Raw genomic sequence first — 15,627 nt, 5'->3', positions numbered from 1 at the left:
AGTCAACCTAAGTTGATTAACCCCAAACTGCGTTTTTAGAACCACGGTATGCAACACGCTCACGGAAGATTGCAGAAACAACTTCTGCGTCACCCGCTAGTAGCGACTTAGTAGCACACAGTTCAGCACACATAGGTAGCTTGCCTTCAGCAATACGGTTTGCACCGTACTTCTGACGCTCTGCATCAGAGAAGTTCTCTTCTGGGCCACCGGCACAGAAAGTACACTTGTCCATCTTACCGCGAGCACCGAAAGCGCCGCCTTGAGGGAACTGAGGTGCACCAAATGGGCAAGCGTATAGGCAGTAACCACAACCGATACAAGTATCTTTGTCGTGAAGTACGATGCCATCTTCAGTCTTGTAGAAACAGTTTGCAGGGCAAACAGCCATACAAGGTGCATCGCTACAGTGCATACATGCTACTGAGATAGACGCTTCGCCTCTCTCACCATCATTGATAGTCACTACGCGACGACGTTGAATTCCCCACTCTAGAGCAGAGTCGTTTTCGTTCTTACATGCTGTGACACAACCGTTACACTCGATGCAGCGCTTGGTATCACATAAAAATTTCATTGTAGCCATTCTGGCAATTCTCCTAGCTAATTCTGCTATTACGCTTTAGTGATCTGACACAGCGTTGCCTTGGTTTCCTGCATCTGAGTCACAGGGTCATAACCATAAGTCATTGCAGTGTTAGCTGATTCACCAATAACGTAAGGAACAGTACCTTCTGGATAGTTAGGCGCTAAGCTTTCACCTTCCATGACACCCGCAAAGTGGTAAGGCATCCAAGTTACACCAGGCTTAACGCGTGGAGTGACCATAGCCTTGATCTTAATACGACCACCTTCAGCACCTTCTAGCCATACTGTGTCACCGTCTTGAATGTTACGGTCAGCAGCATCAGCAGGACTAATTTCAACAAACATCTCTTGTTGAAGTTCAGCCAACCATGGGTTTGAACGCGACTCTTCACCACCACCTTCATACTCAACTAGACGACCAGAAGTCAGACCTAGTGGGTACTTATCTGTGTTGTCCACCTCTTGGATTGACTTGTACAGAGTTGGTAAACGATGAACTTGCATATCGTCATAAGTTGGGTACTTAGACACAAGATCACGACGAGGCGTGTATAACGGCTCACGGTGAACAGGTACTTGGTCTGGGAAGGTCCAAACGATACAACGTGCTTTAGCGTTACCGAATGGAATACAACCGTGCTTCATCGCAACGCGTTGGATACCACCAGAGATATCAGTCTTCCAGTTCTTACCATCGGCATGCTTCTTCTCTTCAGCCGTTAGGTCGTCCCACCAGCCAAGTTGCTTAAGCATGTCAGCTGTGAACTCTGGATAACCGTCTTGGATTTCAGCGCCTTTAGAGAAGCTACCGTCAGCCAAGATGTTCTCGCCTTTATACTCAACACCGTAACGAGCGCGGAAGTTACCACCGCCCTGTAGAACGTGTTTGCTTGTGTCATACAGGATCTGTGTACCAGGATGCTTCTGCTCTGGCGTACCCCAACATGGCCAAGGTAGACCGTAAGTCTCGCCTTTAGCAGGACCGCCCGCAGCTTCAAGTGTCTTGTTGCTGAAGGTTCCCCAGTTCATGGTGTGCTCTTTAATACGCTCTGGGCTTTGACCAGACATACCAATCGTCCACATACCGCGGTTAATTTCGCGAGTAATGTCTTCGATAACAAGAACGTCGTTGGCATCTTTAGCGATACGCTTAGTATATTCGTCTGCAAAACCAAGTTTTTGAGAAAGACGGTACATAATCTCAAGGTCGGTCTTAGATTCGAATAATGGCTCGATAACCTTTTCGCGCCACTGCTGGCTACGGCCAGAGTTAGATACTGAACCTTCAGTTTCAAACTGAGTTGCAGCAGGCAATAGGTAAACACCATTCTTACGACGGTGCATAACACCCGCCATAGTTGGGAACGGATCCACAACAACGACAGTGTCCATTTGATCGAGTGCATCACGTACGTCGCGCTGACGCGTTTCAGTGTTAACTGATTGACCCCAGAAGAATGCCATACGAATACGGTCTTTCTGAGCTAGCTTCTCAGGTGTTTCTAGAACACCGTCATGCCAACGTGAACAAGGAATACCAGGTGTGTTCATCGGAACGCGACCTAGGTATGAGTTTTGGTCGAAACGAGCCTTAACCCAATCGTAGTCCAGGTCCCAAACGTTAGTCCAGTGCTTCCAAGCACCTGTCGCTAGACCGTAATAACCTGGAAGGTTATCGAACAATAGACCTAAGTCGGTCGCACCCTGTACGTTATCGTGGCCACGGAAGATGTTAGTACCACCACCAGACACACCCATGTTACCAAGGGCTAGCTGAAGGATACAGTATGCACGAGTGTTCGCGTTACCCACGTGATGCTGAGTACCACCCATACACCAAACTACAGTGCCTGGACGGTTGTCGGCCATAAGCTTAGCAGCTTGATAAACATCAGCTTCGCTAACACCAGTAACATGCTCAACCTCTTTAGGTGGGAACTTCTTCGCTTCTGCACGAATAGACTCCATCTCGAACACACGCTCTTTGATGAATGTCTTATCTTCCCAACCATTTTCAAAGATGTGCCAAAGCATACCGTAGATGAATGGAATATCAGTACCTGGACGAATTGCACAGTGTAGGTCTGAGTGAGCTGCTGTGCGAGAGAAACGTGGATCAACCACGATAATCTTAGCGTTGTTCTTCTCTTTAGCGATCAAGATATGCTGCATTGCAACAGGATGCGCTTCAGCCGGGTTTGCCCCGATGAAGAAGATTGCATTTGCATTCTGGATATCGTTGAAAGAGTTAGTTTGCGCACCGTAACCCCAAGTGTTAGCAACACCGGCTACCGTGGTAGAGTGACAAATACGTGCTGAGTGGTCGACGTTGTTCGTGCCCCACATAGCCGCAAATTTACGGTACATGTAGCAGCCTTCGTTCGAGAACTTAGCGCTACCCATAAAGTAAACAGAGTCTGGACCAGATTCTTTACGAATGGTCTGCATCTGGTCGCCAACTTCGTTGAAAGCTTGCTCCCAAGATAGTTTCTTCCACTTGCCATCAACAAGCTTCATTGGGTACTTAAGACGCTTTTCACCGTGACCATGTTCACGTAGTGCAGCACCTTTAGCACAGTGACCGCCCGCGTTGAATGGGTGATCGAAAGCTGGCTCTTGACCTGTCCATACGCCATTTTGAACTTCAGCGTATAAACCACAACCTACCGCACACGCACTACATACAGTACGTTTGATTTCAGTTGGTACATCATGTGGGATATCTTTGGCTTCTGCTTTGCGCATCATGCCTGTACCCAACAAAGAAGCTGCTGCAATACCACCAGAGGTGATACCTGCTTGCTTCATAAATTGACGACGGCTGATACCTAGAGTTTTTTTCTCTACAGTAGGTGCCGCGTTGGATTTGCGAGTTAACTTCATCGCTTAAATTCTCCTAAACTAGCCGCGTAAGCTATTGTAATAATTGCGGATATGCGCAGTTTCATGATAGCCATTGTCATTGTTTGTGCTGACTTTACTTTCACTTGCTTGAGCAACACTGATGCCGGTAGCGGCGATAGCAACACTTGCAGTGCCACCAATGGTCAGTGCTTTCAGCAAAGATCTGCGGTTCAGATCAGGCTGTTGCTTCTTCATTCTTACTCCTGGTAGAAAGGAATACTCTGGTTATAAAAACTTAAGATACTTTTAAAAATCACACTGCACACACTTCAACTGAATCATTTGTAAACAAAGTGTTAGCTTTGTAAAAAGTGTTTACTTATTAAAGGTATCCATTCAAATCACCCGCGTAATATAAAGAATTTTATGTCAGGAAAAATTGATCTGAATCTGGTTAAATTTCTACTTTTGGCCAAATTTTACCGAAAGTGTTAAGTAGCGCATATTTACAGAAGTGTAGACGGTATATAGCACTAAAAATTTACGCTTTACGAGTTGAGGTTGATTAACAAATAATTAGCAACTACAACACCTTAAATTCAATCTATAAGCTTAATAGCAACTATTACCATTTATTCCATCTAATGCCTACTATTTAGACAAATGTAGTTATTTCAGGAGTCAAAACATTAGCGCGAGAAGCTATGGAGAGGAGCCACAAATCTGTCTGTACACAAAACGTTAATATATCTTAACGACTGCAGTAAAAACGTTACCTTTCAAAACAGTCGGTTTGTATATATTCGTTCGCTTTACTATTTAGTTTATGAAGGGAAACCTGCGTCAGAGGGAAGCGATTTCAATCGCTCTTACTTTAACGAGCCTAATACTGATCACTATAGCAAGCGATCGACTTAGAGTGCTTTTAGGCGAACTAATTTAAGGCGGGTGAACGATACTAATCAGTAAAAGAAGTTGATCGACTCAAAATGTTTTTGGCACACTAATTCAAGGCGAATAGATGACATTAGGATTGGCCTCTTATGAGTCAAGTGGCACGCAAAGAATCCTCATTACAGACGCGTTTTAGCCAAAAAAAATACCCCGACTAGGTCGAGGCATTTTTCATATGATAATGAAACAAGCGTTAGTCTTTATAAACGATACTATTGCTATCTTTCATTTCATCGTGCCATACATTGTGATGTTGGATTGCCCAGTTTTCATCGCAATAACCCGATACCATACACTCCATACCGCCTTCACTTAATACCGTCGCCATCCAAATATGTACGATAGTAAATGCGATAATGATAATCGCGCTTATGGAATGGATTAGCAATGCAGCCATCGAGGCTTCACGTGGTAGATCTAAACCCGGTAATACAAGCATTAAACCAGATGCGGCAATAAATAAACCGAATATCGTTAAGCTCCAGAACCACATTTTCTCACCGGCGTTAGCAAATCCACTGTCAGGATGCTTACCTTTAAATGGGCCAAAGTTGATGTAACCACCAACGACTAAGAACCATTTTAAGTCATACATCTTGAAAGTTTGCATCGGCATCCACTTAACAACACACAGGATCCAAGACACGATAAATATCGGTCCAACCCAATCATGTATTGTCTTACTACCGTAGATCAGTCCAGCCCACAGGCCTTCACCGATATAAGGTTGTAATACGTGTTTGCCCAGCATGATATTTAGACCCGTGAAAATTAGCGCCAAACAAGAGGTCGCTAATACCCAGTGGATCCACAGATCTGCTTTAGACCAACGTAGCACCATTTTTCCTGAAAAGCCTTTGCTCAATTTAGAGGGGCCATTCACTAGGTAGAAAAATAGAAATGCAGCAAAAACGCCAACAACTGTAATCCCCATTATTGGGGTTAAGTACTTATTACGAACGATTTCGCCTTCATTACCGACAACGTTAATTAAAACACCAGCCTCAACATTGTTTGCAGTGGTATAACCCGACTCGCCCGACTTAACAGCACGCCAAAGATCCACGTCATTGGTAGCAACTTGCTGCTGATTCGTTTGACCATCCGCAGCCATTACTGAAGCGCTAAGCCCCAATCCCATTGAAAGCACCAATGGAATTACTAGCAGTGCAAATAGGCTGCGCAGTGATTTCATAAACATATTCACTCCTTTATTGGACCGCAAGCCAAGACTTGCGGTCCTATTCAGCCAGACTAGCCAGTTGTTGGTTTATAACCCCAAAGCGCTTCTGGTGCGCCGCGTGCGGCAGAACGTTCACGGAATATGTTAGAAATGACTAATGCATCTCCAGCAAGTAGTGACTTAGTTGCACACAGCTCTGCACATAAAGGCAGCTTGCCTTCTGCAATACGGTTTGCACCGTATAACTTACGTTCCTCTTCCGAGAAATCAGGCGCTGGACCGCCAGCACAGAAAGTACATTTGTCCATCTTACCGCGACTACCAAATGCATTTTTCTGAGGGAACTGAGGTGCTCCAAAAGGACATGCATAGAGGCAGTAACCACAACCAATACAGGTTTCTTTGTTATGCAATACGATGCCTTCATCAGTACGATAAAAGCAATCTGCAGGACAAACTGCCATACAAGGTGCATCGGTACAGTGCATACACGCCACTGAAATGGATGCTTCACCTGGCTCACCATCATTTAGCGTAACCACGCGACGACGTTGAATTCCCCAGCCAATAGCTGAAGAATTGGCGTTTTTACATGCTGTGACGCAACCGTTACACTCGATGCAGCGTTTGGTATCACATAAAAATTTCATGTTTGCCATAATGGCTTATCTCCTCATCAAGTTAATTAGGCTTTGCTGACCTGACACAAGCTCGCTTTCGTCTCTTGCATCTGTGTCACAACATCATAACCATAGGTCATTACGGTATTAGCAGCTTCGCCAATAACATAAGGAACCGTTCCTTCGGGGTAGTTCTTTGCTAGGCTGACACCTTCAAATACACCCGCGAAGTGATATGGCATGAAACATTCACCCGGTACAACTCGTGGAATGACCATGGCCTTAACGGTGATTTTTGCACCTTCAGGACTATGAACGAACACGTTATCACCATCACGAATACCGCGATCGGCAGCATCAACAGGGTTGATCTCGATAAACATCTCTTGCTGAAGTTCAGCAAGCCATGGATTCGAACGTGTCTCTTCACCACCACCTTCGTACTCGACTAAACGGCCTGTCGTAATAACAAGTGGGAAATCTTTAGCGAAGTCCTTCTCCTGAATAGTTTTATACAGGGTAGGAAGACGTGCAACCATACGATCTTCGTAGGTTGGGTACTTAGCAACCAAATCACGACGAGGCGTATATAACGGCTCACGGTGTAATGGAATGTCATCAGGGAAGTTCCACACGACACAACGCGCTTTCGCATTACCGTAAGGAATACAGCCATGCTTAATCGCGACTCGCTGAATACCACCAGAAATATCTGTCTTCCAGTTCTTACCTTCCGCCGCAACTTTCTCTTCAGCTGTCAGGTCATCCCACCAGCCAAGCTGCTTGAGCATCTTGTCGGTAAACTCAGGATAACCATCTTTGATTTCACTGCCCTTAGAGTAAGAGCCTTCAGCCAAGATGTTCACGCCGTCATGTTCAACACCATAACGGGCACGGAAATTACCACCACCATTCATCACTTCGCGGCCAGTACGATACAGGATCTGGGTACCAGGGTGCTTAAACTCAGGCGTGCCCCAACATGGCCAAGGTAGACCATAAGTCTCACCTTTAGCTGGACCACCTGGTGCTTCAAGCGATTTAATATCGAAGGTGCCCCAGTTTTCTTGGTGCATCTTCAAACGTTCAGGGCTTTGACCTGTGTAACCAATAGTCCACATACCCTTGTTGAATTCGCGTGTCATATCTTCAATCAACGGCTCGTCACCATTGACCTTGATATGTTTACAGAACTCTTTCTCGATACCCCATTTCTTGGCTAGCTTGTACATGATTACATGGTCAGGCTTAGACTCAAATAATGGCTCAATGACTTTGGTACGCCATTGTAGAGAACGGTTAGACGCAGATACAGAACCGTAGGTTTCAAACTGAGTACATGCTGGTAGCAGATAAACACCATCGGTACGTTCATGCATAACACCCGCCATCGTTGGGAATGGATCCACAACAACAACTGTTTTCATCTTGTTGAGTGCTTCACGCACTTCACGACCACGGGTTTCAGTGTTAACTGACTGCCCCCAGAAGAATGCCATATGGATGTTATCTTTTTGAGCAATCTTAGACTTATCTTCAAGTACACCATCATGCCAACGTGAACATGGAATACCTGTAGAGGTCATAGGATCTTGACCTAAACGAGGCTCTTGATCGAAGCGGCCTTTAACCCACTCATAATCTAAGTCCCAAACGTTACACCAGTGCTTCCAAGAACCCGTCTTAAGACCGTAGTAACCCGGTAGCGTATCGAACAGTAGACCAAAGTCAGTTGCACCCTGTACGTTATCGTGGCCACGGAAGATGTTAGTACCACCACCTGATATACCCATGTTACCTAGGGCTAGCTGCAGGATACAGTATACACGTGTGTTGGCATTACCGACGTGGTGCTGAGTACCACCCATACACCAAACGATAGTACCCGGCTTAGTTTCAGCAAGTAACTTAGCGACGCGACGCATCTGTTCTTCGGTTGCGCCAACAATATTTGCCACTTCAGCAGGATGATACTTCTTCACTTCTTCGCGAATACGTTCCATGCCGTAAACACGTTGGTCGATAAAGGTATGATCTTCCCAACCGTTTTCGAAGATGTGCCATAACAAACCATAAATGAAAGGAATATCCGTACCAGGACGAATATGCACGAACTCATCAGACTTAGCTGCAGTTCGGGTGAAACGAGGGTCGACAACAATAATTTTTGCGCCGCGCTCTTTACCAATCAAAATATGTTGCATAGCAACAGGGTGAGCTTCACAAGGGTTTGAGCCGATGAACATCATCGCCTTAGCATTGCGAATGTCGTTGAAAGAGTTGGTTTGCGCACCATAGCCCCAAGTGTTTGCAACACCAGCTACAGTGGTAGAGTGACAAATACGTGCAGAGTGGTCGACATTGTTAGTGCCCCACATTGCCGCAAATTTGCGGTACATATAAGCTTGTTCGTTAGAGAACTTTGCACTACCCATGAAAAATACTGAGTCTGGACCCGATTCTTTACGAATATCCAGTGCGTGCTGGCCTACTTCTTCAATCGCTTGATCCCATGAAAGACGCTTCCACTTACCGCCTTCTAACTTCATTGGATACTTAAGACGCTTTTCACCATGACCATGTTCACGCAACGCTGCACCTTTGGCACAGTGTCCACCCGCATTAAATGGGTGATCGAATGCTGGCTCTTGAGTTGTCCATACACCGTTTTGAACGCCGGCATAAACGCCGCAGCCTACAGAGCAATGGGAACAGATGGTACGTTTGGTTTCGGTGGGGACGTCATGGGGGATAAATTTAGCTTCTGCTTTGCGCATCATTCCTGCGCCAAGCATAGATGCCGCTGCAATACCACCTGTCGCGAGGCTCGCGGACTTGAGGAATTGGCGACGGTTTAGACCTAGAACTGCCTTCTTACTTGTGACAGCTTGGTCTGTTTTGCGGTTTAATCGCATCACACTCTCCTTTAATTAGTTACTGCGCAATGTGTCGTAATAACTACGAACATGGTCAGACTCTTGATAACCGCTGCCTTTTTTCGCAATAGGTGCGGTATCAGGTTGTGCGGCAAGAGCTTGTCCACTTGCAGTTGCAACTGCGCCAGCCGCACTGCCGATAGCCAATGCCTTTAGCAGTTGACGACGGCCCATGTCGGAAGCTTGCTTCTTCATAGTGTCTCCTTAGATATACTAAAATTAAGATAAATTGCTTATGTTTAAACGCTCTATCCAGTTCTTGTTAGACTCTTGTTGAGAAGAGTCCCAGTTTTTGTCTATGTCAGCTCAAGCTCGATGGCTCATTAGCTATCAGCATTGAGCTGACATAAATCCAAAGCTCTACCGATAGCGATTAAGACGCTAGCTCATTGGTAGAAGGCTCAATCTTTTCAGAAGATTCTGCTTCACTGCCTGGGCAGTTAACCGGAATATTCAAACTTAACTGTTCAAACTCTTTCGCTTCGATAACGAAAAATGCCTTAGCTAGCTGAGCAACGGTTGCATAAAATGCAGCACTTGGCGCTTTGGCTAAGTTATCGCAGAAACGCTCTATCCAGCTGCCCATGTGGCGTTGGTAGAACGCTAACTGACGGTAACCAGGCGCTTCTAAAATCAAGGTACCCATCACTTCGCAAAGTGCAGCCACATGATCTTCAGGCTCTTTAACGTCTTCTTCACGTTCAAAACCAAGTTGCATCAGGTCATTACGGAGTAGCGCTAATGGCTTATCCATCAGAGAGCCGGTCATGAACCAGCTACCATAAGGTAGAATTTCACCACAGCCCACACCGAGGAATACGCTAAAATACTCATCTTCAAGCTGTTCTGAACTAAATTGCTGAGCAGCCAATTTAAGTCCAACCCAAGCCTTAGTCATGTCGCTATCGTCATCAGCATCAATTTCTAAACCTGCTAAAAACTCAAGCAGTTCAGGGCTAGGTTGACGACGTAATAGCGCAGCAAATAACTGATAAATATCGGCTCTTAACTGATCGTTTTCTGAAACTTCTCTTACTAATTCGGTCATGGCTAAACTCTTATCGCAGTTGCTTTTCAGGATCTTGAAGAATGTCTTCAAACATGTCTTTTACTCGACAGTCACCACACATTTTTAAACGTTCTGTGTTGGCACTGAAGGCACTGTGGGTTCCTACCACTTCTAACATCCGCTTCACCATGGATTGTGTTGCGAACGCTTTGCCGCAAGTAATACATTCGAAGGGAGCTTCCTCATGCAGGGTTTGACGCTCCTGACGCGCAGCTTTATCGAAATTAACCTGAGACGTTAAGCTGATAACCTTCTCAGGACAAGCGGATTCACACAATCCACACTGCACACAATCTTGCTCAACAAAATGAAGTGATGGTAGATCACCACCATCTGTTAACGCCATTGTTGGACAGATCGCCACACAAGACATACACAAGGTACAGTTCTCGGTATTAACACTCACTTGACCATAAGGAAGATTGCTTTGAGACAAACAGGTGTCGACAGATGCAGCTTGCTCATTGAGATGATCGATTGCGTTATAAATCGTTTCACGCTTAGTGGTTGCCGCAAACTCTGCAGGTACAATCACAGGCCAGCTAGCGCTAGTCATAAGCAGCTCAGAAAGCTCTTTTGCGCCAGCTTCCGCGAGATGAGCCTCAGTGATAAGGCTAATACGCTGTGGTTGGCCCATTTCATCCAAGATATCGTTTGCCAACGACAGCTCGCCATCAAGCATTTGCGTTAATGTTGGTGCCGTAACATCCGTTTGCAAAATCAATATTTGGCGTGCGCCCCAGGCTAAAGCTGAGAACCAATGATCCATGCTGGCAACGGTGATCTCTTCCATCTCAACAGGAATGATTTCACCAGAGAGTGCCGCTGTTATTGCCTCAGCGCCTTTCCCCATATCATGGAATAAGATCACTGGAGCAACTTGTGCTTGAGCACGGAAATTGGTCACTAACTTATTCAGATAAGTGTGCATAGCTTGCGGTGTTGGCAAGTCATAGCTAATTGCCCCTGTTGGGCAAGCGTTAGTGCAGCTACCTGCACCGTGGCATAAGTAAGGATCAATTTCGATCATCTTCCCTACGCTAGTAATCGCATCGGCGGGACAGAAGTTCAAACAACGAGTACAGCCTTCATTGCCGTGACGGTAATGGGCACAAATATCACTGTTAATTTTAACGTAGCGTGGCTTATCGAATTGGCCAACCAACTCTGGAAGCTGCTCAAGAGCTTCATCGAGCTTAGCTTGGTCTTGACCGACATAGAAATAGCCAGGAGGTAACATCTCAAGGTTGATGCAAGGGCTCATGCTCAAATCAAGAATCAGGTCGAAGTGTGCTTTACGAATCGCGACTGTGCTTAGTTCAGCACTGCCGTTGTCGTGCTCAACCTTGACTTGGAACTGACCTAAGAAACCTTTGATTTCGATCAACTTGTTGTAATAACTCTCTACGTTTTCAGCAGCAGTCATTACTTTTTCAAGGTGGTCTTCATCTTGGCAGGTAATTGGCTCGTTAGCCAAAATAGCGCACTGGCCCATGCTGGACAATTTGTCTGCCGCTAGGCGAGCCAAATCTTCTGGGCCGATGACCAGAACATTACCTTCGGTGGTGTAGCTAACGGTCGGAGGGATCAGGTTTTGGATCACCTGTGTCCCAGCAAGGACCTTTTGTCGAACCTCTTTGAGTCCAACTTGCGTTTCACTATTGCTCACATTGCGTTCCTGAACAGTTCTTTGGCTGTTTCTGTATAATGAGTGTCGCTGTTTGCTCATCGCGCTTTTTATTAGCGCCAGCGTTTATTACTCTCTAATACAGCAATTCACATACCAAATTTGTGGAAATAAAAACACTCTATAGTGACGTTAAACAACTTTGTTGGTCGTAATATCACTGGTTTCTGGTTCATTTTGGGACAAGTCATTTTGCTGACCGTCCAAAATGTCCGATACAGGACCTGTATCATTAAGGTGTTCATTCTGGTCGGGATTTCCAGCTGCAATCATCTCATCTGATGCAACTTCAACGCCGTCTTTGGTTTCCTTCTCATCGTCTTCATCTTTGACGATATGGCGGAATACTTTCTTAAATAGCTCAGCAGACACCTCAGGTGTTAGCTTAGGCTGATTGCTGTAATCAAGCGCATATTCTAGTAAGCCATCAATCTCACTGTAATGTGGCTGCTTCCAAAGCGCCTTTAATGCTGCCGATTTAGCCGCAGGGTCAACATTTGCCCCCATAAAGCTGGCAAAACTGCCACCCACTTCAATTTTTTCAGGATCCGGTAGATCTGCAGCCGTTAATATTTTGTCTGCTGGAGTATCGGTTGCTGTTGCGTCATTGGCTGGTGTTGAGTCTGGTTCTGCAGATAACTCGGCCTCAGCTTGCTGTTGTGCCGCGAGTGCCTGTTCATCAGCTTGCTTTTGAGCAGCGGCTTCAGCGGCTGCAACCTCTGCTTCGCCTTCAATCTCTACTTGTTGTTTACGCAGATTCCAACGCGATAAAAACCCACTCATGATCGGTTAGCCATATGATCAGTACTTGGACCTTGATTCTTACGACGATCAACATGCTTACGACGGTGAGCGCAAATTTCAACTTCACCGTGGCGGGTAATAAAGGCTTCAATCCAACAGGCAATAGCCTTTGGCATTGGAATATTCAATACTGGAGTATCGGCCTCTAAACAGCCTGCTGCAACATTTTGCTCAGCAGAGATCATTACAGGGATCCAGTCACCTTCGACTGTTTCATCACAGACGATGAATAGCATGGCGTTATCCATATCGATATTGATACGGTAACTGCCACGCTCATCTTTGTGCAGCTCTAGTAGGATGAGGTAAGCACCTTCAGGTGCGGCGTGGGTCGCAGGAAGCATTTGATCGACTTCCCACTGTACTGAGGTCCATCTTCCGACTTGCTTCTCAATCTTCTTAAGAGAAACGTACATTGGCCATTGGCTTTCGGTATGTTGCATTCAGTCTCCGTCTTGCCTGAGGTGGCTGCTGATATAGCAGTCCCACTAATAAATACTCCCTTAAGTTAAAGCAATATGTGTGCCATACAATATCAATTCAATAGTTTGAACTAGATCAACTATTCCAAGCAAAGACTAGGACATTTTGTCTAAATAGCAATTATGAATAGGACATAAAAGGGCGACCCGAGTCGGAGAAATGTGATCTACTACTAACTTTAACTCCCTATACATTTAGGTATAGATATTGCTTAGTACTAAGCGCAATTATTTCCTTTAACAGATGATGGGTCATATGACAGCATACAAAAGCAATCCAAAGTTAATTAAAACCAGCACTGAAGTTCCTCTTACGATTGCTGTAACCGCCATTAATGAGAATGGCGAGAAAGTGGATAAGTTTATTGCTTGCGAACGCCCTCTCACTGTCTATCTAAACTGGCGGCCAATAGTGACCTTAATGACACTCGGCGCTCGTGCAGAAGCACTGTCACTCGGCTATCTTAAAAACCAAGGCTTTATATCAGATATCAATAAGTTAGAATCTGTCATTGTTGATTGGGATGTCAGTTCTGCTGCCGTTATTACCAGTGAAAAAATAGAAAATCTAGATGAGAAACTGTCTGAAAAAACAGTAACGACCGGCTGTGGTCAAGGCACTGTTTACGGCGACTTTATGACGGGCCTTGATGACATCGAACTCCCCACTCCACAACTAAAACAAAGCATGATTTATAGCTTGCTAAAAAATATCAGCGCTTACAACGAAACCTATAAAAATGCCGGTGCGGTGCACGGTTGCGGCTTATGCCACCAAGATCAAATTGTTGGTTTCGTTGAAGATGTTGGCCGTCACAATGCGGTTGACACCTTGGCCGGTGAAATGTGGTTAAACCAAGATAAGGGTAACGATAAGCTGTTTTATACTACCGGCCGCTTAACCTCAGAGATGGTGATTAAAGTGGCCAAAATGGGCATTCCGGTGGTGTTATCACGCAGTGGCGCAACACAGATGGGATTAGAGCTGGCACAGAAACTTGGTATTACTATGATAGCCCGAGCAAAAGGTCGTCATTTCCTCATTTATAACGGCGCTGAAAATGTTGAATTCGATGCTATTTCTTAAGCTGTTCGGCCAGATAACACCCGTAAATTACGCTACAAGGATTAAAAATGACTGAGCCGACTGACCTGATCTATATGAGTGCCAAACAGGTATCTGAGTACCTAGATCTCAATGAGAAGAAAGTCTACTCAATGGCTAACGACCGCATTCTTCCCGCGACTAAAATCACGGGTAAATGGCTATTTCCAAAGATCTTAATCGATAGATGGGTGATGGATTCATGCCACAGCGGCATGCTATCTGATCGTATGCATATCACAGGTAGCGATGACCCGCTCCTGTCTATGCTGGTCGCTAGAATGATGTCACAGGTGGGTAAAACTGAGCTCATCAGTTACAGCTCTACAGGTTCACGTTTAGGTTTAGACTTACTTTCCCGCGGTTATGCCGACGTATGTACGCTGCACTGGGGCAGTGTTGAAGAGCGCAGTGTTCGCCACCCGGCTTTGCTACAGGGTTACGCTAACCATCAGCAATGGGTCATGGTGCATGGCTATACTCGCAAGCAGGGCTTAATGATGCGCCCCGATATGCATCACCGCTGTCAGGAGTTGGACAAAGTGTCCCAGCAGTCTTGGCGCTGGGTTGCTCGTCAAGCTGGAGCTGGTAGCCAGCAACACCTTGAACAATGGCTAATGAAACAAGGCGCTTCATTTGAAGAGCTAAACTCGAGCATTGTTGCTCAAAGTGAGCGTGAATTAGCAGGCTATATTGCCCGTAACAACGCCGATATCGGCTTTGGATGTCAATCTGTAGCGCTAGAAAGTGGTTTGAGTTTTGTGCCGTTAGTAACAGAGTCTTTTGACTTTGTTATGCCACAGGGGATCTATTTTAGACGCCAGTTACAGCGTCTATTTAATTTGCTGGCAGAGCCACAAACACAACAACTTGCCGCCACCTTAGGTGGCTACGATTTAACGGATTGTGGAAAATTACTCTGGAACGGGCAGTAACCTTATAGATATGCCGCTAAAAAGGTCGACATTGAGTTCCTTGGTGGAATGCCAATTGCCACAAGTCTTGGTGCTTTCGCCAAATGGAGCTACGAATAGAAAAGCTGATGACGTTGTCATCGGCTTTTTTTAATTTAGCGCGATAGGTGACTTGGCAAATATCCTCAGATAGTTCTCTAATTGCAAATTGACTGGCTTCAATCATGGGTACCCGCTCATCTGGCAACCTTGCTAAGATCTCATCTTTACCAAAGCTACAACCTGTAGCGGAAAATTCAGTAAAGTCGTCACTAATCAGCCGCTCTAGCTCTGCGCGCGAACTGCGCACCTCAGGTTTCTGCAGGTACAATTCCAGCTCTACAAGTAAGTTTTCCAGTTTAAAGTTCACGATAGTATCCGATTATCCCAAAAGAGAAAGGC

At 45.5% G+C, this 15,627-nt stretch carries 14 protein-coding genes; 2 read left to right on the top strand and 12 right to left on the bottom strand.

The features are described 5' to 3' along the window. Positions 1-16: 16 nt before the first annotated feature. The 11 genes from fdh3B (ACVBIL_RS08050) to ACVBIL_RS08000 form a co-directional block, all read right to left on the bottom strand. Positions 17-586, bottom strand: a complete 570-nt coding sequence (fdh3B, locus tag ACVBIL_RS08050) for a formate dehydrogenase FDH3 subunit beta (protein WP_447166460.1) — start codon at positions 584-586, stop codon at positions 17-19. A 29-nt stretch (positions 587-615) separates the two neighbouring features. Then, positions 616-3,471: a formate dehydrogenase subunit alpha gene (locus ACVBIL_RS08045; protein WP_447166459.1), complete on the bottom strand. Its 2,856-nt coding sequence runs from the start codon at positions 3,469-3,471 to the stop codon at positions 616-618. Between the two features lie 18 nt (positions 3,472-3,489). Continuing rightward, positions 3,490-3,687, bottom strand: coding sequence for a twin-arginine translocation signal domain-containing protein (locus ACVBIL_RS08040; RefSeq protein WP_447166458.1), 198 nt, complete (start codon positions 3,685-3,687; stop codon positions 3,490-3,492). An 892-nt stretch (positions 3,688-4,579) separates the two neighbouring features. Then, a complete protein-coding gene (locus ACVBIL_RS08035; RefSeq protein ID WP_447166457.1) occupies positions 4,580-5,587 on the bottom strand; it encodes a formate dehydrogenase subunit gamma in 1,008 nt (335 codons plus the stop codon). Positions 5,588-5,640: 53 nt separating this feature from the next. Continuing rightward, the gene (gene fdh3B / locus ACVBIL_RS08030; protein ID WP_447166456.1) at positions 5,641-6,228 is read right to left on the bottom strand and encodes a formate dehydrogenase FDH3 subunit beta; all 588 of its coding nucleotides are present in this window, start codon (positions 6,226-6,228) and stop codon (positions 5,641-5,643) included. Positions 6,229-6,254: 26 nt separating this feature from the next. Then, the gene (locus ACVBIL_RS08025) at positions 6,255-9,104 is read right to left on the bottom strand and encodes a formate dehydrogenase subunit alpha (RefSeq protein WP_447166455.1); all 2,850 of its coding nucleotides are present in this window, start codon (positions 9,102-9,104) and stop codon (positions 6,255-6,257) included. Positions 9,105-9,119: 15 nt separating this feature from the next. Next, positions 9,120-9,320: a twin-arginine translocation signal domain-containing protein gene (locus ACVBIL_RS08020; RefSeq protein WP_447166454.1), complete on the bottom strand. Its 201-nt coding sequence runs from the start codon at positions 9,318-9,320 to the stop codon at positions 9,120-9,122. A 178-nt stretch (positions 9,321-9,498) separates the two neighbouring features. Beyond that, entirely contained in the window at positions 9,499-10,173 is a 675-nt protein-coding gene (locus tag ACVBIL_RS08015; protein WP_447166453.1) for a TorD/DmsD family molecular chaperone, read from the bottom strand. 10 nt (positions 10,174-10,183) lie between these two features. Then, a complete protein-coding gene (locus tag ACVBIL_RS08010) occupies positions 10,184-11,863 on the bottom strand; it encodes a 4Fe-4S binding protein (protein ID WP_447166452.1) in 1,680 nt (559 codons plus the stop codon). A 150-nt stretch (positions 11,864-12,013) separates the two neighbouring features. Beyond that, positions 12,014-12,664 (bottom strand): DUF3306 domain-containing protein, encoded by a 651-nt coding sequence (locus ACVBIL_RS08005; protein ID WP_447166451.1) that lies wholly within the window; start codon positions 12,662-12,664, stop codon positions 12,014-12,016. Beyond that, complete coding sequence (locus ACVBIL_RS08000; RefSeq protein ID WP_447166450.1) at positions 12,661-13,128, bottom strand: DUF3305 domain-containing protein; 468 nt, start codon at positions 13,126-13,128, stop codon at positions 12,661-12,663. The genes ACVBIL_RS08005 and ACVBIL_RS08000 overlap by 4 nt, the downstream gene beginning before the upstream one ends. A gap of 283 nt (positions 13,129-13,411) precedes the next feature. Here ACVBIL_RS08000 and ACVBIL_RS07995 point away from each other — a divergent pair, with 283 nt between their 5' ends. Then, entirely contained in the window at positions 13,412-14,254 is an 843-nt protein-coding gene (locus tag ACVBIL_RS07995) for a formate dehydrogenase accessory sulfurtransferase FdhD (RefSeq protein ID WP_447166449.1), read from the top strand. A gap of 47 nt (positions 14,255-14,301) precedes the next feature. Then, entirely contained in the window at positions 14,302-15,207 is a 906-nt protein-coding gene (locus tag ACVBIL_RS07990) for a substrate-binding domain-containing protein (protein ID WP_447159102.1), read from the top strand. 16 nt (positions 15,208-15,223) lie between these two features. On the opposite strand, the gene ACVBIL_RS07985 is transcribed toward ACVBIL_RS07990, so the two are convergent. Next, positions 15,224-15,595, bottom strand: a complete 372-nt coding sequence (locus ACVBIL_RS07985; protein ID WP_447166448.1) for a nuclear transport factor 2 family protein — start codon at positions 15,593-15,595, stop codon at positions 15,224-15,226. Positions 15,596-15,627: the final 32 nt, after the last annotated feature.

The sequence above is a fragment of the Shewanella sp. 125m-7 genome (assembly GCF_052977045.1).
The sequence above is the reverse complement of the archived record's forward strand: the minus strand, read 5'-3'. Positions and strand labels throughout refer to the sequence as shown.